At 69.6% G+C, this 20,789-nt stretch carries 21 protein-coding genes and 4 pseudogenes; 10 read left to right on the top strand and 15 right to left on the bottom strand.

The annotated features are described in order from the left end of the window. The first annotated feature begins 254 nt into the window (after window positions 1-254). Together ACZ5Y0_RS34715 and ACZ5Y0_RS34710 are read left to right on the top strand one after the other, a co-directional pair. Window positions 255-821, top strand: coding sequence for a flavin reductase family protein (locus tag ACZ5Y0_RS34715; RefSeq protein ID WP_469132637.1), 567 nt, complete (start codon window positions 255-257; stop codon window positions 819-821). A gap of 105 nt (window positions 822-926) precedes the next feature. Continuing rightward, window positions 927-1,895: an NADP-dependent oxidoreductase gene (locus tag ACZ5Y0_RS34710; protein ID WP_469132636.1), complete on the top strand. Its 969-nt coding sequence runs from the start codon at window positions 927-929 to the stop codon at window positions 1,893-1,895. A 443-nt stretch (window positions 1,896-2,338) separates the two neighbouring features. On the opposite strand, the gene ACZ5Y0_RS34705 is transcribed toward ACZ5Y0_RS34710, so the two are convergent. The 6 genes from ACZ5Y0_RS34705 to ACZ5Y0_RS34680 all read right to left on the bottom strand — a co-directional run bounded on the left by ACZ5Y0_RS34705 (window position 2,339) and on the right by ACZ5Y0_RS34680 (window position 7,402). Further along, entirely contained in the window at window positions 2,339-3,472 is a 1,134-nt protein-coding gene (locus ACZ5Y0_RS34705; protein WP_469132635.1) for an alpha/beta hydrolase, read from the bottom strand. A 190-nt stretch (window positions 3,473-3,662) separates the two neighbouring features. Then, window positions 3,663-4,418 carry an SDR family NAD(P)-dependent oxidoreductase gene (locus ACZ5Y0_RS34700; RefSeq protein WP_469132634.1) on the bottom strand — a complete coding sequence of 252 codons (756 nt, stop codon included), beginning with the start codon at window positions 4,416-4,418 and terminating at the stop codon, window positions 3,663-3,665. Between the two features lie 250 nt (window positions 4,419-4,668). Then, entirely contained in the window at window positions 4,669-5,211 is a 543-nt protein-coding gene (locus ACZ5Y0_RS34695; protein ID WP_469132633.1) for a cyclophilin-like fold protein, read from the bottom strand. 20 nt (window positions 5,212-5,231) lie between these two features. Beyond that, window positions 5,232-5,897, bottom strand: coding sequence for an SDR family NAD(P)-dependent oxidoreductase (locus tag ACZ5Y0_RS34690; protein ID WP_469132632.1), 666 nt, complete (start codon window positions 5,895-5,897; stop codon window positions 5,232-5,234). 52 nt (window positions 5,898-5,949) lie between these two features. Continuing rightward, entirely contained in the window at window positions 5,950-6,360 is a 411-nt protein-coding gene (locus tag ACZ5Y0_RS34685) for a (R)-mandelonitrile lyase (RefSeq protein ID WP_469132631.1), read from the bottom strand. Between the two features lie 25 nt (window positions 6,361-6,385). Further along, window positions 6,386-7,402: a zinc-dependent alcohol dehydrogenase family protein gene (locus tag ACZ5Y0_RS34680; protein WP_469132630.1), complete on the bottom strand. Its 1,017-nt coding sequence runs from the start codon at window positions 7,400-7,402 to the stop codon at window positions 6,386-6,388. Window positions 7,403-7,613: 211 nt separating this feature from the next. Between ACZ5Y0_RS34680 and ACZ5Y0_RS34675 the strand changes: the two genes are divergently transcribed. Next, window positions 7,614-8,549, top strand: coding sequence for a helix-turn-helix transcriptional regulator (locus tag ACZ5Y0_RS34675; protein ID WP_469132629.1), 936 nt, complete (start codon window positions 7,614-7,616; stop codon window positions 8,547-8,549). A gap of 149 nt (window positions 8,550-8,698) precedes the next feature. Here the strand turns inward: ACZ5Y0_RS34675 and ACZ5Y0_RS34670 are convergent, their stop codons facing one another. After that, window positions 8,699-9,115 carry a hypothetical protein gene (locus tag ACZ5Y0_RS34670; protein ID WP_469132628.1) on the bottom strand — a complete coding sequence of 139 codons (417 nt, stop codon included), beginning with the start codon at window positions 9,113-9,115 and terminating at the stop codon, window positions 8,699-8,701. A gap of 95 nt (window positions 9,116-9,210) precedes the next feature. Further along, window positions 9,211-10,515 (bottom strand): NlpC/P60 family protein, encoded by a 1,305-nt coding sequence (locus tag ACZ5Y0_RS34665; protein WP_469132627.1) that lies wholly within the window; start codon window positions 10,513-10,515, stop codon window positions 9,211-9,213. A gap of 654 nt (window positions 10,516-11,169) precedes the next feature. Here ACZ5Y0_RS34665 and ACZ5Y0_RS34660 point away from each other — a divergent pair. Continuing rightward, a pseudogene (locus ACZ5Y0_RS34660) lies at window positions 11,170-11,298 on the top strand (DUF6624 domain-containing protein); the annotation flags it as partial. A 51-nt stretch (window positions 11,299-11,349) separates the two neighbouring features. Here the strand turns inward: ACZ5Y0_RS34660 and ACZ5Y0_RS34655 are convergent. The 5 genes and pseudogenes from ACZ5Y0_RS34655 to ACZ5Y0_RS34635 form a co-directional block, all read right to left on the bottom strand. Beyond that, window positions 11,350-11,646 (bottom strand): hypothetical protein, encoded by a 297-nt coding sequence (locus tag ACZ5Y0_RS34655; RefSeq protein WP_469132626.1) that lies wholly within the window; start codon window positions 11,644-11,646, stop codon window positions 11,350-11,352. After that, entirely contained in the window at window positions 11,643-11,840 is a 198-nt protein-coding gene (locus ACZ5Y0_RS34650; RefSeq protein WP_469132625.1) for a YlcI/YnfO family protein, read from the bottom strand. Before ACZ5Y0_RS34650 ends, ACZ5Y0_RS34655 begins: the two co-directional genes overlap by 4 nt. A gap of 539 nt (window positions 11,841-12,379) precedes the next feature. Next, window positions 12,380-12,595 (bottom strand): DUF6243 family protein, encoded by a 216-nt coding sequence (locus ACZ5Y0_RS34645; protein ID WP_469132624.1) that lies wholly within the window; start codon window positions 12,593-12,595, stop codon window positions 12,380-12,382. 216 nt (window positions 12,596-12,811) lie between these two features. After that, window positions 12,812-13,578: pseudogene (locus ACZ5Y0_RS34640) on the bottom strand (transposase). Window positions 13,579-14,312: 734 nt separating this feature from the next. Further along, the gene (locus ACZ5Y0_RS34635; protein WP_215030177.1) at window positions 14,313-14,516 is read right to left on the bottom strand and encodes a cold-shock protein; all 204 of its coding nucleotides are present in this window, start codon (window positions 14,514-14,516) and stop codon (window positions 14,313-14,315) included. A gap of 449 nt (window positions 14,517-14,965) precedes the next feature. On the opposite strand from ACZ5Y0_RS34635, the pseudogene ACZ5Y0_RS34630 reads away from it, so the two are divergent. The 4 genes and pseudogenes from ACZ5Y0_RS34630 to ACZ5Y0_RS34615 all read left to right on the top strand — a co-directional run. Continuing rightward, a pseudogene (locus tag ACZ5Y0_RS34630) lies at window positions 14,966-15,121 on the top strand (hypothetical protein); the annotation flags it as partial. Between the two features lie 2 nt (window positions 15,122-15,123). Further along, window positions 15,124-15,366, top strand: a complete 243-nt coding sequence (locus ACZ5Y0_RS34625) for a DUF6197 family protein (protein ID WP_469132644.1) — start codon at window positions 15,124-15,126, stop codon at window positions 15,364-15,366. A 205-nt stretch (window positions 15,367-15,571) separates the two neighbouring features. Next, entirely contained in the window at window positions 15,572-16,459 is an 888-nt protein-coding gene (locus ACZ5Y0_RS34620) for a phosphotransferase (RefSeq protein WP_469132623.1), read from the top strand. 1,106 nt (window positions 16,460-17,565) lie between these two features. Beyond that, window positions 17,566-18,087: a hypothetical protein gene (locus ACZ5Y0_RS34615; RefSeq protein ID WP_469132622.1), complete on the top strand. Its 522-nt coding sequence runs from the start codon at window positions 17,566-17,568 to the stop codon at window positions 18,085-18,087. Between the two features lie 11 nt (window positions 18,088-18,098). Here the strand turns inward: ACZ5Y0_RS34615 and ACZ5Y0_RS34610 are convergent. Further along, window positions 18,099-18,227 (bottom strand): annotated as a pseudogene (locus ACZ5Y0_RS34610) (IS110 family transposase); the annotation flags it as partial. Window positions 18,228-18,266: 39 nt separating this feature from the next. Further along, window positions 18,267-18,971, bottom strand: coding sequence for an alpha/beta fold hydrolase (locus tag ACZ5Y0_RS34605; RefSeq protein ID WP_469132621.1), 705 nt, complete (start codon window positions 18,969-18,971; stop codon window positions 18,267-18,269). A 307-nt stretch (window positions 18,972-19,278) separates the two neighbouring features. Here ACZ5Y0_RS34605 and ACZ5Y0_RS34600 point away from each other — a divergent pair, with 307 nt between their 5' ends. Together ACZ5Y0_RS34600 and ACZ5Y0_RS34595 are read left to right on the top strand one after the other, a co-directional pair. Further along, window positions 19,279-19,674 carry a MerR family transcriptional regulator gene (locus tag ACZ5Y0_RS34600; protein WP_469132620.1) on the top strand — a complete coding sequence of 132 codons (396 nt, stop codon included), beginning with the start codon at window positions 19,279-19,281 and terminating at the stop codon, window positions 19,672-19,674. Between the two features lie 106 nt (window positions 19,675-19,780). Further along, entirely contained in the window at window positions 19,781-20,704 is a 924-nt protein-coding gene (locus tag ACZ5Y0_RS34595; protein WP_469132619.1) for an NADP-dependent oxidoreductase, read from the top strand. Window positions 20,705-20,789: the final 85 nt, after the last annotated feature.

The following is a 20,789-nucleotide window of genomic DNA, read 5'->3' as shown; positions in this document are numbered from 1 at the left end:
TCCCCCCCCCTCCCTCCCCCCCTCCCCCCCCCTCCCCCCCCCCCCCCTCCCCCCCCCCCCCCCCCCCCCCCCCCCCCCCCCCCCCCCCCCCCCCCCCCCCCACTCCGCCTGCGGGACGGCGCAGCCTGGCAGTGACGTACCCAGGAATGTCCCGGCCTTCCTGGCGCTCCGCGCCCGTCTGACCATCGAGAGGTGGCACGACGCCCCCCACCTTCCGCAGGGAAGGCGGCGGCGCACGGCGCGAAGGAGCAGACATGATTACAGTGAACGACCTGCAGGCCCACCCACTCGAGCAGGTGCACCGCCTGATCGAGCCCGGCCCGGTGATCCTGATCGGCACACAGCACCGGGGCGTACCCAACGTGATGACCAATGGCTTCAACATGATGGTCCGTCACGCCCCGCCGGTGATCGCTTGCACCGTCGGCCCGTGGGATCACAGCTACACGGCTCTGGTCGAGACCGGCGAATGCGTGATTTCGGTCCCGACAGCCGACATGGCCGCCACGGTGGTCGACATCGGCAACTGCTCGGGTGCGGACACCGACAAGTTCCAGCGGTTCGACCTCACGGCGGTGGCCGGCGAGGCGGTGCGGGCGCCATTGATCGCCGAGTGCTTCGCCAACATCGAGTGCCGTGTGGCCGACACCACCCTCGTAGGGCCCTACCACCTCTTCCTCCTGGAGGCGGTCCGGGCCTGGACCGACCCCTCCCGGCCGAGTCCCCAGCTGCTCCACCACCGCGGCGACGGGACCTTCACGGTGGACGGGCCGGTGATCGACCTCCAGGAGCGCATGACCAAGTGGCAGTACCTGCTGTAGGTAGCATTTTGTTGATGTATCAACAAAATGCTACGGTGAACTCCCCCGACCTCGGGATTCCCCTCGCGCAGCCACGGGTCTCCCATGATGTGAGCAGGAGCGACCATGCCCAGAGCAGTGAAGTTCACGCGATACGGTGGCCCTGAAGTCCTCGAGATCCACGAGGTCTCGCGCCCGCTGCCCGGCCCCGGCGAAGTCCTCGTGCGTGTCGTGGTGGCCTCCGTCAACCCGGGCGAGGCAGGCATCCGGCAGGGTGTCTTCGCCGATGTCTGGCCGGCGCACTTCCCTGAGGGCCAGGGCAACGACTTCGCCGGATGGGTCGCCGAACTGGGTGAGGGAGTCGGCGACTTCGGCATCGGGGACGAGGTCATCGGCTACCTCCCTCGCGCCGCACAGGCCGACTACGTCGTCTCGCCCGCCGCGAGCCTCACACCCAAGCCCGCTGACATCACCTTCGAGTCCGCCGCGCCCCTGTCCGCCGTCGGCGTGACCGCCTGGGCGGGCGTCGACGCCGTGCGCCCCGAGCCGGGGGACACCGTCGTCGTATCGGCCGCCGCCGGGGGAGTGGGATCGCTCGCCGCACAGCTGGCCCGCCTGCGTGGCGCCACCGTCATCGGCACCGCGGGACCGCACAACGCCGACTTCCTCCGCTCGCTCGGCGTCACCCCCGTGGAACACGGGCCGGCCCTGGCCGACCGGCTGCGCGCCGCCGCCCCGCAGGGCATCGACGCCTACATCGACACCTTCGGCCAGGGAAACGTCGACACAGCCATCGCCCTGGGGGTGCAACCGCAGCGCATCAACACCATCGCCGACGGCCGCGCCGCAGCCCGCTGGGGCGTTCATAGCGAGGCCCAGGAGGGCGCCTTCTCCCGGAAAGTCGTCACCGAACTCGCCGACCTCGTCTCCAAGGGCCTGCTGACCGTGCCCATCAGCGCCGTCCTGCCACTGGAGCAGGTGCAGGACGCCTACCGGCAGGTCCAGCAACGCCACACCCGCGGAAAGATCGTTCTGAGCCTCGTCCCCGAAGAGGAGCGCTCCGCTGAGGCCGCCCGCATCACGACCGGCCACTGACCCGCCATGGCGGCGGCCCCCTCACCGCCGGATGCCCAGGGGCGTCCTCGGGCCGAGACCACCAAGTTTCTCCCTGAGACTGGTGTGTCCAGGCTGGCCGGCCGTGGCACGGGCTTCAGCCCGGGGGCCGGTGAGACGGCAGGAGCCGGCCGCCGGTGCCCGCCCACCGACACCCCGACACGCTCCGGTTCTGCGGACGGTTCTCTTGTGTTGCCGCTTGGTCGATGACGCTGCCAGGGCGATGGCATCCTTGAACCAGCAACTTGACCGGATCGGCGCCAGCGACCTAGGTGTCCGGGTCCACGAACTCGACGTGGACAACCAGTACTGGGAACGCGATTCCGGCTACGCGAGGTTCCCACCCAACCCTTCTCGACAGGCCGTTGCCGACGTGCGGGCCCCCGACAGGCCAGTGTCGGTTCGGGCCTGTCGGAGGCCTGACGTCAGGTGAGGTTCTTGGTGAAGAACTCGTCGAGCCGGTTGAAGGGGATGAGGTCCTTGCGGTCGTACAGGTCGACGTGGTCCGCGCCCGGGACGATCACGAGGTCGACGGTGTCAGGGGCCTTTGCCTGGACGTCCTCGGAGTAGTAGCGGGAGTGCGCGTCGGCGCCGGCTACCAGGAGCGCTTTGCGCGGGGCCAACAGGTCGATGTTCGTCATCAGCGGGAAGGCGAAGAACGACATCGGTGTGGTTGCGGTCCACGCGGTGGTGGAGTTGATCGAGCGCGGGTGGTAGCCGCGCCTGGTGCGGTAGTAGTCGAAGAAGATCTTCGTGATCGGGTCGGCGTCGGCGGGGAGGGTCTGGGGCAGCACGCGGTCGGTGGGGGCGACGTTGCCGTTCTCGTCGAAGGGGACCTCGTGGGAGAGCCGCGCGTAGGTGCCGTTCTCGGCGTCGATCCAGCGCTGCCGACTGACGTGGTCCACGATCTTCTGGCGCTGCTCGCGCGTGTAGTAGTCCTCGTGGCCGCGGGATATGCTCCGCGACATGTCGTACATCGAGGTGGTGGCGACGGCCTTGATGCGGCTGTCTGCCGCAGCCGCGGTGAGCGCCATGCCGCTCAGGCCGCAGATGGCCTGCGCGCCGATCCGCTTGCGGTCAATGATCTTTTGCAGGCCGAGGAAGTCGACGGCGGCGCTGTAGTCCTCGGTGTGGATGTCGGGCGAGGCCACGTCGCGCACCGTGCCGCCGCTCTCCCCGGTGAAGGAGGGGTCGAAGGCGAGGGCGACGTAGCCGCGGCGGGCGAACTCGTTGGCGTAGAGCCCCGAGGACTGTTCCTTGACCGCGCCGAACGGGCCGCTGACGACCAGGGCGGGCAGCTTGCCCCTGGCGTTCTTCGGCACGTAGAGGTCTGCGGCGACCTCGATGCCGTATCGGTTCTTGAACCGCACCGGGGTCCGCCTGACGTTCTTTTCCAGTGCGAAGGTGTAGCCGCCCGTGGCTGCGGGCTGGCCCTGTCCTGCGGCGCTGGCGCCGGCGGTGCGGCCTGTCTCCGCTCCGAAGGAGGGCGCGGCCGTGAAGGAGGCGGCGGTGGCGGCGCCGGTGGCGGCGATCAGTCCGAGCGCTCTGCGACGTTCCATGGAGTGGACCTCATCTTCAGTCGGTGGAGGAAGTGCGCAACGGCCCGCGGGGGCGTGACCGAGGCGCGAGGTGCGGAGACCGCTTTCTGTGTCAGGCGTGGCGAGTCGGGTGCTGCGCGACCCGGACAAGCCCGAGTTGGACGAGGACGGCCTCTCGTGCTTGACGGCAGTGCGGGAGTTACTGGGCGGTTTAGCCGCCGTCGACGGGCAGGGCGATGCCGGTGACGTAGCTGGCGCCGGGGCTGGAGAGCCACAGGACGGCCTGGGCGATTTCGTCGGCGGTGCCGAGACGGTCGATGGCCTGGCCGGTTTCGGCCTGGGTGCGGTCGAGTTCGCCGCCTTCGATCATGGCGTCGACCATGGGAGTGGCGATGGTGCCGGGGCAGACGGCGTTGATGCGCACGCCGCGGGGGCCGTATTCGAGAGCGGCGCTCTTGGTCAGGCCGATGACGCCATGCTTGGTGGCGTGGTAGGTGGCGCGGCCGGGGTTGCCGACGAGGCCGCCGAGGGAAGAGCAGTTGACGATCGCGCCGCTGCCCTGGTCGCGCATGTGACGCAGTTCGTGCTTCATGGCCGCCCAGATGCCGCGCAGGTTGATGCTCTGGACGAGGTCGAACTGTTCGGCGCTCCCGTCGGCGGCGTCGGTGGGCGGGGGCATGATGCCGGCGTTGTTGTAGGCCATGTCGAGGCGGCCGAAGGTTTCGACGGTGCGGTTGACGGCGGCGGCGACCTGGTCCTCGTCGGTGACGTCGCAGACCAGGGCGAGGGCCCGGTGGTCGGCGTCGGCGAGTTCCTTCGCGGCGGCGTCGACGGCTGGCGCGTCGATGTCGGCGAGGGCGACGGCGGTGCCGGCTTCGGCGAAGGCGCGGGCGGTGGCCAGGCCCATGCCGGAGGAGGCTCCGGTGACGAAGGCGACCTGGCCGGTGAAGTCGTAGACGGGGTTCATGGGGACGGTTCCTCGCACGAGGTTTGGCGGGGTGGTCTTTCGGGCGGGGATGCCGGGAGGCCCAGGTGGTCTGGCCGCCGTCGACGACGAGGGCGGCGCCGGTGGCGAAGGCGGTTTTGTCGTGGAAGTCGTAGATGACGCTCACGTGTGTTCTCCCTTCGAGAAGGCGGCCCGCAGGCGTAGGGCCCGGAGGTGGGTCAGTGCCGCGGGGGCACCGGTGCGCTGGCGCCGGCGAGGAGGCGGTCGGCGGTCAGGAGGCGGCTTCGATGGTGATGCTGGCCGCCCGGCCGAGCTGGTCGGCGCCGACGTCGAGGTGGCCGAGGACGAGCAGGTCCGGGGAGGGGGCGGGCCCGTCCTGGTAGAAGAGGGCGAGGTTGCCCCAGGGGGCGTAGTAGGCGATGTCGCCGACGGTGGCAGCGACCGGTTCGGGGGCGCCGGTGGTGTCGAGTTTGCCCGGCAGGTCGGCCACCCGCTCGGTGCCGTGGAAGTCCTTCAGGTCCAAGGTGAGCGGCAGCAACTCGGCGAAGTCGCGGGCGGCGGGGCTGTCGTTCAGGACGGCGTCTACGGGGTGGCCGTCGAGGGTGACCTGGATATTCATGGACGCGTTCCTCCCGGAGGCGGACGACGAGGTGGGGCCCGCCGGCTCCCGCTGCTCCGCAGAGGCGGAAGCAGACGGGGTGGTAGCCGGGGTGGCCCCCTGTGTTCCGCTGGAGCAGGCACTGATGGCCAGCAGCAGGGCAGCCGCCGAAGCAGCCCGGCCCCGGCCCCGGCCGCGGCGGGCTGCGGGGTTCATGAGCGGTGTCCCGGGGGTGGTCATGTGGGCAGGGGCTCGGCGTAGTGCCGGAAAGCGCCGCGCTCCGTGTGGATGGCGTACAGGCGTTCGGCGAGCACGTCGGGGCTGGAGTGCTCGGCGTCCGGGCGGATCGCGCCGGGGACGATGAGCTGGGCGGCGTGGATGTTCTCGGGCGCGAGAGCGTCGTGAAGCATCGCGGCGTAGGCGCTCTCGGCGGCGAACGCGATCGAGGTGCCGGCCACCTTGGGGTTCGGGCGTACGCCGCTGGCGCCGTTGACGAACAGCAGCGTGCCCCGGCCCAGCCCCCGCATCCCGGGCAGGACGGCGTGCACACAGGTCACCGGCCCCTTGACGGAGAAGGCCAGCGGATCGTCCAGGTCGGCGGCACCCGTGTCCAGGACCGGCTTCATGAAGTCGCCGCGGGGCACCGGGCTGAACTGGAGGACCTCGATCGGCCCCAGTTCCCCGGCCGCTGCGGCCAAGGCCGTGGTCAGGGAGGCGGGGTCGAGGACGTCGGCGGTGAAACCGCGCGCCCGGATGCCGTCACCGTCAAGTTCACCCACCAGGGCGTCGAGGTGATCGGTGTCGCGGGCCAGGAGGGCGACGTGGTGGCCGGCGGCGCCGAACCGGCGGGCGGCGGCCAGCCCCAGTCCGGGGCCGGCGCCGACGAGAGCGAACGTGGTCACAGGGAGCCTTTCGAGTGACGGCGGTACAGGCGCGGACGGTGCGGGCGCGGTGTCAGCCGGCGACCGGGGCGGCGGTGTACTCGTCGTCGGTGACGGGCTCCAGCCAGTGCACGACGGCGTGGTCGTCGTCGCCCTCGTTGATGGCCACGTGGACCATCAGCCGGTTCGGGGCGGCGCCGTGCCAGTGCTCCTCGTCCGCTTCGAACAGGACGCGGTCACCGGGCCGGATGACCTCGACCGGGCCGCCGCGACGCCGGCACAGGCCCACGCCTTCGGTGACGAAGACGGTCTGCCCGAGCGGGTGGCGGTGCCAGTGGGTGCGGGCGCCGGGCATGAAGTGCACCAGGGAGGCGGTGACCCGGGAGGGGGCGGGGGCTGCGGCGACCGGGTCGATGTAGACGTCGCCGGTGAACCAGTCGGCCGGGCCCTTGGCGGTGTCGAGCGAACTGCGGGTGATCTGCACGGGTGCTCCTTGCCGGTGGAGGTGGTCAGGGCTTGAGGAGGACCTTGATCGCGCGGCGCTCGTCCATCGCCTGGTAGCCCTCGGCGACCTGCTCCAGGGGAAGGATGAGGTCGAAGACCTTGCCCGGGTCGATCCGGCGGGTGAGGACCCGGTCGATGAGGTCGGGCAGGTAGCGGCGTACGGGGGCGGGGCCGCCGCGCAGGCCGACGTGGGAGAAGAACAGCTCTTGGCCGTCGATGGCGACATCGTGGGGGACACCGACGAACCCGACGTTGCCGCCAGGGCGGGCGGAGCGCAGGGCCTGGCTCATGGCCTGGGCGGTGCCGACGCACTCCAGGACGCTGTCGGCGCCGATGCCGCCGGTCAGCTCCTCGATCTTCGCAACGCCCTCGTCGCCGCGTTCGGTGACGATGTCGGTGGCGCCGAACTCCCGGGCGAGCTTCTGCCGGGACTCGTGCCGCGACATGGCGATGATCCGCTCCGCGCCCATCTCCTTCGCCGCGATCACCGCGCACAGGCCCACCGCGCCGTCGCCGACGACCACGGCGGTCGAGCCGGGCCGCACCTCGGCGGCGTCCGCGGCCCACCAGCCGGTGCCCATCACATCGGAGACGGCCAGCAGACCGGGCCACAGCTCCTCGCCCGGCACCTCGTCGGTGGCCACCAGGGTGCCCTGGGCGTTGGGGATGCGCACGTACTCGGCCTGGCAGGTGGACATGAACTCGCGGTGCAAGCAGTTCGACGGGAAGCCGTTCTTGCAGTTCGCGCAGGTGCTGTCGGACGTGGCGAACGAGCCGACGACGAACTGCCCCGGCTTCACCGAGGTGACCTCGGAGCCGACCTCCTCGACGAAGCCGACGTACTCGTGGCCCATCGGGTGCGGGTCGCCGATCGGCTCGGCGCCGCGGTAGGGCCACAGGTCGGAGCCGCACACGCAGGTGACGGCCGTGCGAATGATCGCGTCGGTGGGGTGAAGCGGCTTCGGGTCCTCCAGGGACTCGAAGCGGACGTCGCCGGGTGCGTAGATGACTGCGCCGCGCATGAGAGAGCTTCCTTCGCGTGCCGGGCGGACGATCCCGGATGCCGGGGCCGTCGCCGAGTGCAGGGCCAGGTGCAAGATCCCGTCGTGGTGACCGGGAGACAAGCACCACGTCATCCAGGTAACCCGCTCCTCGCGCGGGGAGCGAGACATCATCAAAGGGTGTACCGCCAGTACATCCCTATGGACGCAGGCGGGACGTACCGTCGAAACCGTGGACAACCAAGCAGAGGTCCGCGAGTTCCTGACCTCGCGGCGAGCCAAGATCACTCCCGAGCAGGCCGGCCTGCCCTCCGGGAGCCGCCGACGGGTACCGGGCCTGCGCCGCAGCGAGGTCGCCGCGCTCGCCGATGTGAGCGTGGAGTACTACGCCAAGCTGGAGCGCGGCAACCTCGCCGGCGTCTCCCCGGGCGTCCTCGAAGCCGTCGCCCGCGCGCTCCAGCTCGACGACGCCGAACGCGCCCACCTGCTCAACCTCGCCCACGCCGCCGACGGCTCCGACGTCCTCACCCGCCCCCGGCGCCGCACCGCCCAGTGGAAGGCGCACCGGAGCCTGCAATGGGCCCTGGACGCTGTCACCGCCGGCCCCGCCTTCGTACGCAACGGCCGCATGGACCTGCTCGCCGCCAACGAACTCGCCCGCGCCTTCTACACCGACGTCTACGCCACCCTCGGCAACCAGGCGAACCTGGCCCGCTTCCAGTTCCTCGATCCCGCCTCCCGCCGCTTCTACCCCGACTGGGAGCAAGCCGCCGACATCGCCGTGGCCATCTTGCGCACCGAAGCCGGCCGCAGCCCCCACGACAGGGGCCTGCACGACCTCGTCGGTGAGCTGTCCACCCGCAGCCATGCCTTCCGCACCCGCTGGGGCGCCCACAACGTTCGCCACCACGGCACCGGCACGAAGCGCTTCCACCACCACGCCGTCGGGGACCTCACCCTCGCCTACGAGGGCCTGGAGATGGCCGCCGCCCCCGGTCTCACCCTCACCATCTACACCGCCGAACCCGGCTCGGCCTCCGAGGAGGGCCTGCGTCTGCTCGCCTCCTGGGCCGCCACGCAGAGCACCGCCTCGCCCGCGGAACAGCGTCGCCCAGTCCGCGGCCGCACCGCCGGGGTCACGGCTGAGCGCAGGGACTCAGTCAACTGACCCCGCGTGGCACCACGGCTGGGAGACGGTCGCGGCCATGGTCGCCACCACCAAGGCGACCCTACGAGTTGCCGCACGAAGTCGGCTGCGGCCGCTGGGCGAGGGGCGTCACCCGTGCACGGGTGACGCCCCTTGTGGAAAGAAGGGGATCAGCAGTCGGGGACGCCGTCGATCCAGTTGCTGACGTTGTCGATGTAGTAGCTGGCCATCCAGCCGCGTTCGCCGTGCGTGGGGGCCACCCACAGCCAGTACGGGTTGCCGCCGACGCTCTGGCCGCCGTACTCCTGGCAGTAGACGTAGACGGCCTCGGGGGCGCTGACCTGGTTCACGATGCGGTCGCATTCCCAGCTGGAGGGCCAGAGGTGGCATCCTTCGCCACCGGCGCGGACGTTCACGTTCGTGCCCCAGACGCCGTACCAGCCCGGACCGTGGCCGTCGGCGTGGGCAGTGCCCGCCGTGCCGGCGAGGGTGCCGGCGGTGGCGAGGACGGTCGCGCCGAACACGGTGGCCACGCGCGTGCGCAGTGCGGCGGTGATGCGGCTGGTGGGGTTCTTGTTGGAGGACATCTTTCCTCGGGTCTCCGTTCTGTCATGGAGTTCTGTCGTCGGGGATGCGGAAGGTGCTCGGGAGGGGGAGAGCTGTTGCGCGTGCGGCACGGGCGTCAGAACCAGTCCGTGCAGGCGATCGAACCGCCCCTGCCGTTGGTGCCGCAGGCGCGCATCACGAGCCCGTTGTCGTTCCACTGCGTGGTGTGGGCGTCGCCGCCGGACGTGACGGTGGTGTAGCCGAGCATCGGGTCCCAGTTGTCCCCGCCGTCGCCGCTGCGGTCCACCCAGATCTCGTCGCCGATCGTGCCGCCGATGATGCGGCCCCAGGCGCAGGCCGTCGTGCTGTTGTAGCGGAGCTCGACGGTGCGGCCGAAGAGAGTGGTGGACTTGGCCGTCCAGGCGCCGGCGGAGTCCGGCGTGGTGCCGTCGCCGCAGGACGTGTTGGAATCGGCGCCGTCGAGCGTGCCGCCGATCCTCGGGTAGTCCCCGCACGACGGCACCCCTGGTGTGATGGCTGGGCCTTGCAGGAACAGATTGCTGATCCAGCTCCGGTAATCCGGTAGGTAGGACCAGACGTTGTTGACCATGCCGTCGACGGTGGCCCGTTCCCCGACGCGCTGGCACAGGGAGCGCACGGCTACCGATATCCCGTTCTTGATCTGCCAGTTGACCGCGCTGCCGGTCTGGGAGTCGTTGCGCAGGTTGGGCTGGCCCCAGGTTTTCACCTGCTTGCCGAGACCGTCGTACTCCCACACGGGGAACACACCCGGGACGTTGGGCCGGAACGCGCCCTGGTAGCGGTCCCAGTTGACGTCCGCGACCCGGATGGCCGCACCCGAGTTGGGCGCCTCGACGACCTTGCTGTTCCCCAGGTAGAGCGCGACATGGGTGATGTTGGCCCCGAAGTACATGATGTCACCGGGCAACAGCGGGGCCTCGCCCTGCGCCTTGGTGAGCTTCGTATGCGGGTAACCCGGGTTCTGCCAGGTGGCCTGTGTGGTGCGCTCGCTGACGATGTCCTGGCGAGTCGCCTTGTACCAGGCCCAGCGCACCAGGCCGATGCAGTCGAAACTCCAGAACTCGGGGTCTTCGTAGGAGTTCGGGTCGGGCAGGTCGATCATGCCCTGGCTGGGGCCCGGCAGTCCCTCGGCGTGGCCGCCGCCCCAGGCGTAGCGCCAGCCCACCGAGCGGCAGGCGACGTTCACGGCGTCCTCCGCGGCGATGCTCGCACCTGACTCCAGCGGTGCGCACGTGTCGGCGGCGGCAGCCGCGGGGGCCGCTGCTGGGGCCGCGGTGGCGGATGCTGCGGTCGGCAGGCCCAGACAGGCCACCGAGATGGCGGCGGCTAACAGCAGCCGCAGCGGGCGGAAGCGGCGGCGCTGTCTTCGGCCGCCGTCACCTCGGGTGCTTCTTCGCATGTCGTTCCCCGTTCTCTCAGGTCTTGCTTGGCGGCGTCAGGACGAGACAGGACCGGCGCGGGCACCACCCCCTGGTGCGCTGCAAGCCCGACCCCGTCGAACCGCACGCGTCGGAGCGCACGTTGACGTCAGTTCTGGTGCGCTGTGCGGCGAGATTTCTCCAACCGGCGTCCCCAACTCTCCGGCAGTGCACCGCAAGACGTCCACAGGAGCGCTGTTGCCTGCTGGGACGGGCAACGGGAAACCCCTCGCGAGCTGGCTGGTTCAGCGCTGCTCGCACACCTCGCGGTAGGGGCGACCCGGCACCGGTCTCTGCACAGGGCGTGCTGCGTGACTGTTGTCGACACGTCCACTGACTCTGACGCGCGGGAACGCAGGATACGGGCACTGTTCAAGTGAGTGGGTGGGACAGACCGGGCGCCGCCGGTGCTCCCTTGCGCGTCGGCCGCGTCCCCCCTGATGAGCGGCGGTTCCCGCACGCGCCTGGACCGGGTGCGCGCCTCGCTCGGCATCGCCCAGCTCGCCCTCCAGCAGCTCGAGGACGACCTGAGCGCCGACGATGTCAACGCCCGCGAGCTCGCCGCGATCCTGCGCGAGCTCCAGGAGACATCCATGTCCCCGGCGGCCTCTTCCCAATGCTTGCGCAGGTGGTCAGCCCGACAGCTCGACGTCCAGCGACGTGCCCTCCACCTGATGCAGCAGGCAGTGTCGGCAGGCACGGCCAGCCCACGTGAGCTGGCCTTTCTGCGCGACCGCACGCTGACCAGCGAGGGGCGCAAGCAGTCCTAGCCGGGGTATCGGCTTCATGCGGCCGAGCCCCGCCTGCCAGAGCCGTTACAGGTCGAGGACGGCTCGCAGGGCATGGTCGACGCGGTTCATCGCCTCGCGGTCGACCGCGCCCAGGCACTTGGCGCCTTCGAAGCGGGTGGCACGCAGCTGCTGGAGGTTGACGGCCACCGCGGTGCAGGGCAGGGGATCACCGATGGTGACGGACATGGCGGTGTCGGGATAACGCCCCGCAGGGTGCAGCACGATACCGACAACGACCCCGAACGCCTCTTCCAGCCCGCTGAGGGAAACGACCAGGACGTCGCGGCCGTCAGCGAGCGTCCAGATCTCACCACGCTTCACAGGCTGTCGCCCTCGCCCGCCAGGTCCTCGTTCAGACCGAGCGCGGCAAGCTGCTGCGCCGCGTCGAGAACAGCCTGGCGGCGCACCGCGCGCACCACATAGGCATTGAGGCTCAGGCCGGCCGCCTCCGCGCTCGCGCGAAGAGAGGGGGCGAGTTCGTCGGGCACGCGCAGGGTCATCGTGGTCACAGACATGCCACCACTTTAGCCACCAGAAAGTGATGGCGTCAGGTGGATGCAGATCCACGTATCGGCCGGTCTCGGTCACCCAGCCGCCCCAGCCGCCCAGCCGTCACCTGATGGCCTCGCAACACGGCCCACGCCGCGCCCGGACCGCGTTCTCCGCCGCGCTCGCCCTGCCATGTTGGCAGCCCTTGCACTTCAAGATCCCCGACAGGGGCAAGCTCAACCCAGGCGGTACCTCTGCCGCGCCCCGCCGGGCCGGAGGGCCGGTTCGACACCCATGAGTCTTCTGTTCTCGCAACCTCTCAATCTGAGTCGGCGGTAGCCGGACGGCCAGGAGATCGACAGGGGACTGTTTGGCCAGGGGTGCCTGGCACGGAAAGGGCATCCGAGGCGGCCCAGGCCGGAGGGGTCCGGCATGCTCCGCCGGGAGCTGAGCGCGACCGGCGGTACTGATTCGGCAGCAGAGACCCGATACGGCAGCAGGGCCCGGACTGCACGTCGCAGTCCGGGCCCTGCCCCGCGCGGCGCCGCCCTGCGGCGGCGGTACGTCAGTTCTGTGCGGTGTCCTCGCCCGCCTGCCCGGCGCCTCCAGCTGCGCCTGTCTTCTCGCGCATCTTGCGCACCAGTTCCGCCTTCTGGTCGGCTGCACCCTGGCGGTCACGGTTGCGGTGCGGACCGTTGTTCTGCCGTTCGGCGCGGGACAGCTTCTTGCGCTGGCCACCGCCCATGCCCACGGGGTTGTCGATGTTCTTGCTCACGGTCACGGGTTCTCCCGGTAATGATGTGAAGTGATCTAGGGATTCATCGGTGGGGGACGGGCGGCGACATCGAAGGACGTCAGCAGGGGCCCATCACACTCTCACTCGTAAATCGGCGTCTGGAAGAACATGACAAAGACGTTACCCGGTTCCGTCGGCCTCGCGCACCAACCTTTTCACCGCCCCGTTGTCGCCCTAGAGGTTGTCCCGCTCGGGTGTGGGTTATCCGGTGAGGGCCAGGTTGTGGAGTCGGGCGATGCGGAGCATGGCTTGCTGAACTCCGTCGCCCTTGAGTCGGCAGTCCCGCAGGATCTTCCAGTTCTTCAGCCTCGACAGGGCGTGTTCCACCCGTGCTCGGGCCCGGTGATGGACGGCGTTCTCTGCCTCCTGCGATGGGCTGAGGTGGCTCTGGCCTCGTCGTTTGCGGTGCGGGATGAGGAGACCAGTGCCTTGGTGTCCGCCGTCGGCGATGGTTGGGGCTCTGTGGCAGGTCCGGTCGATGCCGGACTCCGTGAAGGCCCGGCAGTCTTTGCGGCTGCCGGGCAGCGGGAGACCGATGGCCACGACCAGGCGGCTGTTGGCGTCGCTGACGACCTGAAGGTTGGTCGAGTACCGGTAGTTCTTGCTGGATGCGGCGACACTGCGGTCGCGGGTGGGCACCAGAGTGCCGTCGACGATGCAGACGGTGTCCTTGCGCGGCCTTCGGGCCGGCGAGATCGCCAGCAGCGGTGCGAGATGGTCCAAGATCCGGTCGGCGGCGGACTTCGAGACTCCGAACAACGGCGCCACCTGCCGCAACGTGAAATTCGTGCGCCCGTACGTCGCCACCAGCAACACCCGATCCTCGAGCGACAACCGCCACGGCCGGCCACGCTGAACGTCGCCACCACGACGCCGCACCACGCCACCAACCTGGCGAACTGGACCTCGGTCAGACCCGCGAACGCCTCGATCCACTTCGGATCATCAGCTGAAATCACCCCACCCATGCCGACCAACGCCCCAGCCGCACCACTGGTTACGGGACAACCTCTAGTTGCTGCACCGCACAAGTTCCGCCGATGGCTTTCGGGCGTTGAGGTGCTTGTTGATGGCGTCCGGACCCGAATCGTTGGCAGGAGTACTTCGAAACCCGTATTACCTCGTCCGTGAGACGCCCGCGGCACAGGTACGAGCACGGACACAGCGTCGGCGCCTGCCTAAGCGTCGTCCCGTAACTCGGCGCAGGAGCTGGCGAGTCACCGCCGCCGGATCAATTTGTCCGGGTCTGCCCCAAATCGCAGCTCCAATGACGGCCTGGCCAATCAGGTCGAATCAGACGCTGTCAAGCGGTCTCCGGAGTTACGGGACAACCCTTTACGCCTGACTCTTTTGCACCCGAGCGCGGCGCGCCCCGTGCCGTAGAGATCCGTGAGGCCGCTGACTATCAGCCCGGCACAAGGCTGAGGTGAGGCCGTCTTGGTGTTGATCAGCGGGACGGCGGAGATGAGGCCACCACGGGCGGCTGTCGTGCAGGCCTTGTTCGGGGCGAGGGCAAACTCGTCGAGTCCGCACAGCAGCGGCGAGCCGTGAACGCACCCCACCTCGTCGCCCTCGTCCGCGCCGGAGCCCGCCTCGAACCCGGCCTCCCGGTCGAGCGGCCGAAGGCGGCCGCGTGATGCACGCGGAACGCACGGGACCCGCCCGGCGAGCATCGCGGGGCGGGTGCCGTGTACATGCAAGCTCAGGCGGGGGTGATGTTCTCCGCCTGCGGGCCCTTCTGGCCCTGGGTGACGTCGAAGTTCACCTTCTGGCCTTCCTGGAGCTCACGGAATCCAGAGCTGGCGATGTTGGAGTAGTGGGCGAAGACATCGGGGCCGCCGCCATCCTGCTCGATGAAGCCGAAGCCCTTTTCCGCGTTGAACCACTTCACGGTTCCGGTGGCCATGTGTCCTCCAAGGGGGATTAGGAATCGGTCCCGCACCGTGCGGGAACCGGAGGTGATCGCCCTGGTCCTCAGAGACTGTGAACAGAAAGATCGCCCATGAATGTTGTGCTCATGGGCGACCGGTACTTCGGAACCATGACAGCTACCTCCGACGCTACACGCACACTCCTGGACCCCGCCATCAGGACATCCCCACGGATGGCCGAAAGCTGCCTTTCGCCACCCGGCGGGCACATTCGCCAGAGCTGTCGGCTTCGGCGGGAGCTCCCAGTGCCGCAAGGGTGAAGGGGAGACACTGTCCGGCCGCGTCCGGCTGCTCGCCTTCGGAGCCGGGCCGGGGATCAACCAGGACGTCACCCGGCGGGCGACCGGCCGGTCGCCCGCCGCTTCCGCACGCCCGCCGACCGCAGGAGCACCGGCAGGCCCCGCGCATTCGGTAAGAGCCTGGCGTGTGGATCAGGACGCAGGGCGGCGGGCGCGGAGCCAGTGGACACCCACCCGTCAGGCGCCCCGTCGACACCGGGCCTGCCCCGCTGCCGGGCCCGTACCCGACCCCGGTCGCGGCCCTCCTGCAGCGCGCCCACCACCATCTGATCACCGGCGGCTGGTGCAAGGACGTCCTGGTCGACGAGGACGGCGCCCGCTGCATGCTCGGGCCATCCGGACCGAGGCCCGCGGCGACAGCGGCCTGGAGGCCAGCGCGGCCGCTGTGCTCCTGGAGGCGGTCCGCAGAGAGTTCGGCGACCACGTGGACTCCGTACCGCCCTTCAACGACGCACACGGATCGGCCCGCGTTCCCATCCGTAGGCTCGACCAGGCCGCCGGACTGGCCGACGTCCGCGGCCTGTGAATCCCTCATCACCTGGGCCGCCATCATGCTCATGACCCGACGGCTCCCGTCGCAAGACCCGTCTGGCCGAACGCCGTGACGTCACCCACGGCTACGTGATGCCAGAAGCGGCCTGACCAGTCTTCTGTACGCCTCGGCTCTCCGGGCTCAGCCCTCGGTCAGAAATCGAGAAGACTACCGGCGGCCGGTGTACCAAGATTTGCGAATGGAGATGTCCGACGTTACGTGTGCGATAGCGGCTGCGACTTCGGTCGCCGCATCGCTCGGCCTGCCAGCCAGCGGTGCCCTTGTGCTCCATAACTCGAACAAGCTGGCGCTGCGGCTGACGCCATGCGAGGTCTTTGCCCGGGTCGCCCGTGTGGGACAAGAGGTGGCACAGCTCGAAGTCGAGCTCGCCCAGCGGCTCGCCGGGGCCGGATGCCCGGTGTGTCCTCTGGAGCCTCGGGCGGACCCGCGTGTGTACACGCGCGATGGCTTCACCGTGACGCTGTGGACCTACTACGAGCCCGTGACACCTCACGTCTCACCAGTCGACTGCGCCAAGGCGCTGGAGCTGCTGCACGTCGGCATGCGCAAGGTCGATGTGCCGACCCCACGGTTCACGGACCGGATCACGGAGGCGGAAGAAGTCGTTGCCGACCCGGATCGCTCGCCGGAGCTCGCCGACGCAGACCGCGTCTTCCTCGGCGGCAGACTGGCAAGCCTGCGACGAGCGATCGAGGAGCGCGGCGCCGTGGAGCAGCTGCTCCACGGCGAGCCGCATCCAGGCAATGTGCTCAGCACGAAAAACGGCCCGTTGTTCATCGACCTTGAGACGTGCTGCCGTGGACCCGTCGAGTTCGACCTCGCCCATGTTCCCGAGGCGGTCTGCGAGCACTATCCGAACATAGACCAAGGGCTGCTGGACGAGTGCCGACAGCTGGTCCTCGCGATGGTCGCAGCGTGGCGTTGGGAGCTTGGCGACGAGTTTCCGAATGGGAGGCTATTTGGAGAAGGATTACTGCGCGCACTGCACGACGGTCCTCCTTGGCCGACACTCGACACGATGGACAAGCGACTGGGCGGCCTGCAGAAGTCGCCGAAGGTCATGTGAAAGCGGCAAGGAACCAAACGGCGAGGTTCCCAAGATCCTTCAGCCGGCGTCGAAGCCTCGATTGACTTGTCATGAGCGCCGCGTTCGTCAATCGACGTAGCCACCTTCTCGATGGCGTCCGCGATGCGAGCAGCGTGGTCGAGCGCGAGCAGCGGAGCCTGGTGGACAGGAGGGCCTGTTCTGCCAGCTCATGAGCGACGGGCCTGTCGAACAGGATCCCCTCGAACGCGATGGCTCCGCCGCCGTTGCCGCTGCTCCTGGTGATCGGACCGCTTCAGTAGTCCAGGACTGACTTCGTGATCGTGTTGGCAGTGCGGCCGGAAACCGGTGGTGAAGTCGGTTGCCGCGACTGGCATCCGTCTCCTGGCCGCCAGCAGTCTCCCGACTGTAGGCGGCCTCGCGATGGTCCTGCTGTTCCTCTTCTTTGCGCGACTTCTGCGAATCTGGGAACTGCCCAGCTTGCCAGGCTGTGACCACGGAACTGCAGACATGAGACCGGCAACGAGGGTCCAGGCGAAGCACCACTTCTCGTCTGGGGCCCTCAACGCGTGATCTCCGCGAGCTGTGTAATCCGGAATCCGACACCCGCTGCTCGGCCGACTCGCACACAGTCGTCGACCATTCCACCCACACGCCGCCCCGGCCGGAGGCCGCGCCGCCGCCACCGGGCTCGCCGCCCTGATGTCGCGCTGCCCAGCATCTTCGCGCTGCGCGGCCTGACCCTGCGGCCCATCATCCACAACCACCCGCCGCAGTTCATGCCGCAGTTCAACCCCATGCCGCACCTCCACGCCACCATCCCCGCGCCGACACCGGCGGGCGACAACTTCGACGACGAAGACGACCACGTCCACCTGCTCCAGCGCTGACCTGACGTCCTGTCCGGCCTTCGCCCGCCCCGCACCCAGGGGCCGGGCGAAGACCGGACAGACACCTCAGGCGTTTAACTCGTCAACCCGGGCGGCTGTGAGTGTCTGGGCAATCGAACACTGTCGGCTCATTGTCTTGGGTTGCGTGCGGATCCCCGGTCGCGCAAGAGTGCGGGTGACGCGGAGCTCAGGCTCATGGCGACGGGGTGGGAGACCAGACAGGTGTGCACATTGGATGTGGCCGCCAAGGATGCGGCGATCGCTCGGTTCCTCCACGAGTATCCGAATGCAGCTGATGCCGGCCGTGGGCATCCTGCCCTCAACGGGTGCGAGGAGGTCCGCTGGTCAGAATTCTCCGGGTGTCCTGCCGCGCTCCCGGTCCTGCTGTACGGCCTTCTCGATCAGGCCGCCGCGGCCGAGGCCCAGCGTGTGCTCACCAACACCATGTTCAGCATCGCCGAGATGAACCCGGCCATGCCGGAGGTCCTGCCGTTTCTGCTTCGTCTCGCAGGCGACCCGCAGGTTCCTGAGCGGTCCGGACTGCTAGATCGTTTGGTCACGGTCGCCGACTACTCCGAGCCGATCGATTCTGGCAACGAGGCCATGGCGCTGTGGTTCGGCAGCGACAGCGATCATCCCGAGCGCGAGCAGTGCAGGGCCGTGTTCGCGCAACACGCGAGTGTGGTGGCGATGCTGCCAGAAGGCCTGATCAACCCGGACAGCCGGGCGAAGCTTCGGCAGGCCGCCGGGCTTCTGTGAGATTCCCGCGTTCAGGCCACCCGCACGACCGCAGAAGCTGGTGCCAGGAAGGCCACTGCTTCGTCGAAGCGGTGGCCGTTCTGGAGACAGTGGTAGAGCTGTCCGAGCAGACGATTGAAGAGGTTGCGCTGGGCGGATGCGAGCTGGCCGGTGATGCGGGAAGTCAGAACGCACGGGCGTCAGCGCGACCGTCCGGGCACCCGGGCCAGCAGCGCCGCGGTCGCGGCCGGATGCGTGTACGGAAAGGCGTGCGCCCCCGGCATGCGCACCGCCCGGCCCTCTCCTGCCCGGCGGGCCAGCTCGCGGGTCCAGTCGGGCGGGCAGAGGGCGTCGTTCTCTCCCGTCACCACGGTGACCGGGCAGGAGACCGAGGCGATCACATCCTCGGGCGCGTCCGTCTGCGCCGAGCGCACGCAGATCGCCAGGCGCCGGGGACCGGCGGCCAGGTAGGAGGGCAGCAGGGTCGGGACGACGCCGGGGGACTCGTGGACGGCCGTGCGGGCGAACGCGGCGAGCAGGGGCCGCACGCGGCGCAGCCGGGGCGGGAACGTGGGAGCCAACAGCACCAGGGCCCGAACCCGTCCGGGTCGGCGCAGGGCCGCGTGCAACGCCACCTGGGCTCCCGTGGAGTGCCCGGCGAGCACCACCGGCCCGCCCGGAACGACGGCCAGCCACCGGGCCACCAGGTCCGCGAGCCCATCCAGCGTCTCCGGGCAGGCCGGTCCCGAAGGGTCGCCGAAACCCGGGACGTCCAGCACGCGTACCGGCCGGGAACGGGCGCAGCGGGCCCCCGTCCGCAGCAGGTAGCCCGGCGCTCCCAGGCCCGGCACCAGGACGAGCGGGCCGCCGTCGCCTTCGCCCTCGTCGAGGCGGGCCGAGCCCATGCTCCTCACGCTCGTCGGCCCGACGAGGTCATGGCGGACGTACGGCGGGGACCCGGCTCGGTGCGACATGACGGGCGGGTTCCCGCTCCGCGCCGGTCTATGGATCACCCGCCTGTTCCCCAGCGCTGACAGTGGACAGTGCGCGGTCCGGGGAGGTGAGTCGCGCGGAGTCTGGGCGTTCGCGGCGCACAGGCGCTCACGGCGATGCGGCCCCGGCAAGAAGGCCACGACCATGACCACACGTCCGCGACCGTCCAGGACTCGACGGCGGCCTGAACCTGGAGCACGCGGGCGTAGGCTCTCAGGGATGCGGATAGGCGAGTTGTCCAAGCGCACGCGCGTGAGTCCGCGCTCACTGCGGTACTACGAAGAGCAGGGCCTGCTGACCAGCTCACGCTCCGACGCGGGGCAGCGTCACTATTCCGATGCTGCGGTCCAGCGCGTGTCACTCATCCGACAGCTGTTCGACGCGGGTATGTCCAGCAGGGTGATCGCGACTGTGCTGCCGTGTGTGGACGTCCCGGATGACCTGGGCGTCGCCGAGGAGACGTTCACGGCGATGATGCGCGAGCGCGACCGGATCGACGCCGACATCGCGCACCTGATCGAGACCCGGGATGCACTCGACGTGCTGATCAGGGCCAACAGCCGACACCGGGCGGAGCTGTCCACGGCCCCGGAACCGGTGGCGCAGTCGGCCTGATGTTGTGATCTGCATCTCAGCCGGTTGCCCCTCACATCAATGTCAGAGGTGAGGATGGCGACACCGCCCGGAATCACCGGGTCGGTCATACGAGAGGCGGCGGACGATGGGGCAGGCGTGGGGTTTCGGCAGGTACGGCGGGCCCGAGGTGCAGGAGTTCTTCGATCGTCCCGACCCTGTCCCCGGTCGCGGCGAGGTGCTGATCCGGGTCGAGGTGGCTGGCGTGAATCCCCTCGACCACCTTCTGCGCTCGGGCCTGGTCGACGGGCTCGACGGCGGGCGTCCGTTTCCCCGCGTGCTGGGCATGGAGGCAGCCGGAACCGTTCTCGCCCTGGGCGAGGACGTCAACGGGCTCGAGGTGGGTGACGCGGTCTTCGGCTTCGCACTCACCGGTGGCGGCACCTACGCCGAGACGACAGTGCTGTCCGCGCCGAACACCGCGCGCATCCCGGAGGGTCTGTCCGCGACCGTGGCGGCAACGCTGCCAGTAGCCGGGACGACCGCGGTGGACGTGCTCGACCAGCTCAGCCTCCCGGCCGGTGCCACGGTCCTGGTCAACGGAGTCGGGGGCGGGGTCGGCCTCGCCGTTGCCCGGCTGGCCATCGGGCGCGAGCTGCGTGTGATCGGCACCGGGAGTACCGCCAAACGCGAGCACGCCGAGGCCATCGGGGTGCGGTTCATCGACTACACCGCCGAGGACGTCGCCGCCGCGGCACGCGAGCTGGTTCCGGACGGCTTCGACGGGATCGTCGACCTGGCCGGAGGCACCTCGCTGCGGACGGTCGCTCCGCTGGCCCGGGATCCCCGCAACGTCATCGCTGTGGGTGATATGTCTGTGCCCGATCTCGGTGGGCGTTTCGTCGAGCGTCGCGTCGACCGCGAGAACCTGGAGCGGTCGGCCCGGCTGGCCCTCGACGGACTCCTCGCACCCGTAATCACCGCGGTCCATCCGCTCTCCGACGCCCCGGCCGCCCTCGCCACCGTCGAGAACGGTCACACCTCGGGCAAGGTTGTCGTCAAGGTGGCATGAGAAGTGCCCGGCCGACTGACGCTGTCGACCGCCCACTGCGGACTGACGAGAACCCGTGGTCAGCGCATCATCAACTGAGCACGTT

The organism is Streptomyces sp. NPDC033216 (genome assembly GCF_055577115.1).
Note: the sequence above shows the minus strand (reverse complement) of the source record. Positions and strands in the feature narration are given on the sequence as shown.

Coding starts and splice junctions, on each gene's coding strand:
- ACZ5Y0_RS34680 (WP_469132630.1), bottom strand. CDS start 7,402: ATGCGCGGCGCAGTCATCTACGCACCCGGCGACGTCCGCTTCGAGTCC.
- ACZ5Y0_RS34665 (WP_469132627.1), bottom strand. CDS start 10,515: ATGCGAAGAAGCACCCGAGGTGACGGCGGCCGAAGACAGCGCCGCCGC.
- ACZ5Y0_RS34710 (WP_469132636.1), top strand. CDS start 927: ATGCCCAGAGCAGTGAAGTTCACGCGATACGGTGGCCCTGAAGTCCTC.
- ACZ5Y0_RS34620 (WP_469132623.1), top strand. CDS start 15,572: ATGGAGATGTCCGACGTTACGTGTGCGATAGCGGCTGCGACTTCGGTC.
- ACZ5Y0_RS34695 (WP_469132633.1), bottom strand. CDS start 5,211: ATGAACCCCGCAGCCCGCCGCGGCCGGGGCCGGGGCCGGGCTGCTTCG.
- ACZ5Y0_RS34600 (WP_469132620.1), top strand. CDS start 19,279: ATGCGGATAGGCGAGTTGTCCAAGCGCACGCGCGTGAGTCCGCGCTCA.
- ACZ5Y0_RS34670 (WP_469132628.1), bottom strand. CDS start 9,115: ATGTCCTCCAACAAGAACCCCACCAGCCGCATCACCGCCGCACTGCGC.
- ACZ5Y0_RS34700 (WP_469132634.1), bottom strand. CDS start 4,418: ATGAACCCCGTCTACGACTTCACCGGCCAGGTCGCCTTCGTCACCGGA.
- ACZ5Y0_RS34715 (WP_469132637.1), top strand. CDS start 255: ATGATTACAGTGAACGACCTGCAGGCCCACCCACTCGAGCAGGTGCAC.
- ACZ5Y0_RS34650 (WP_469132625.1), bottom strand. CDS start 11,840: ATGTCTGTGACCACGATGACCCTGCGCGTGCCCGACGAACTCGCCCCC.
- ACZ5Y0_RS34595 (WP_469132619.1), top strand. CDS start 19,781: ATGGGGCAGGCGTGGGGTTTCGGCAGGTACGGCGGGCCCGAGGTGCAG.
- ACZ5Y0_RS34705 (WP_469132635.1), bottom strand. CDS start 3,472: ATGGAACGTCGCAGAGCGCTCGGACTGATCGCCGCCACCGGCGCCGCC.
- ACZ5Y0_RS34635 (WP_215030177.1), bottom strand. CDS start 14,516: ATGGCCACCGGAACCGTGAAGTGGTTCAACGCGGAAAAGGGCTTCGGC.
- ACZ5Y0_RS34605 (WP_469132621.1), bottom strand. CDS start 18,971: ATGGGCTCGGCCCGCCTCGACGAGGGCGAAGGCGACGGCGGCCCGCTC.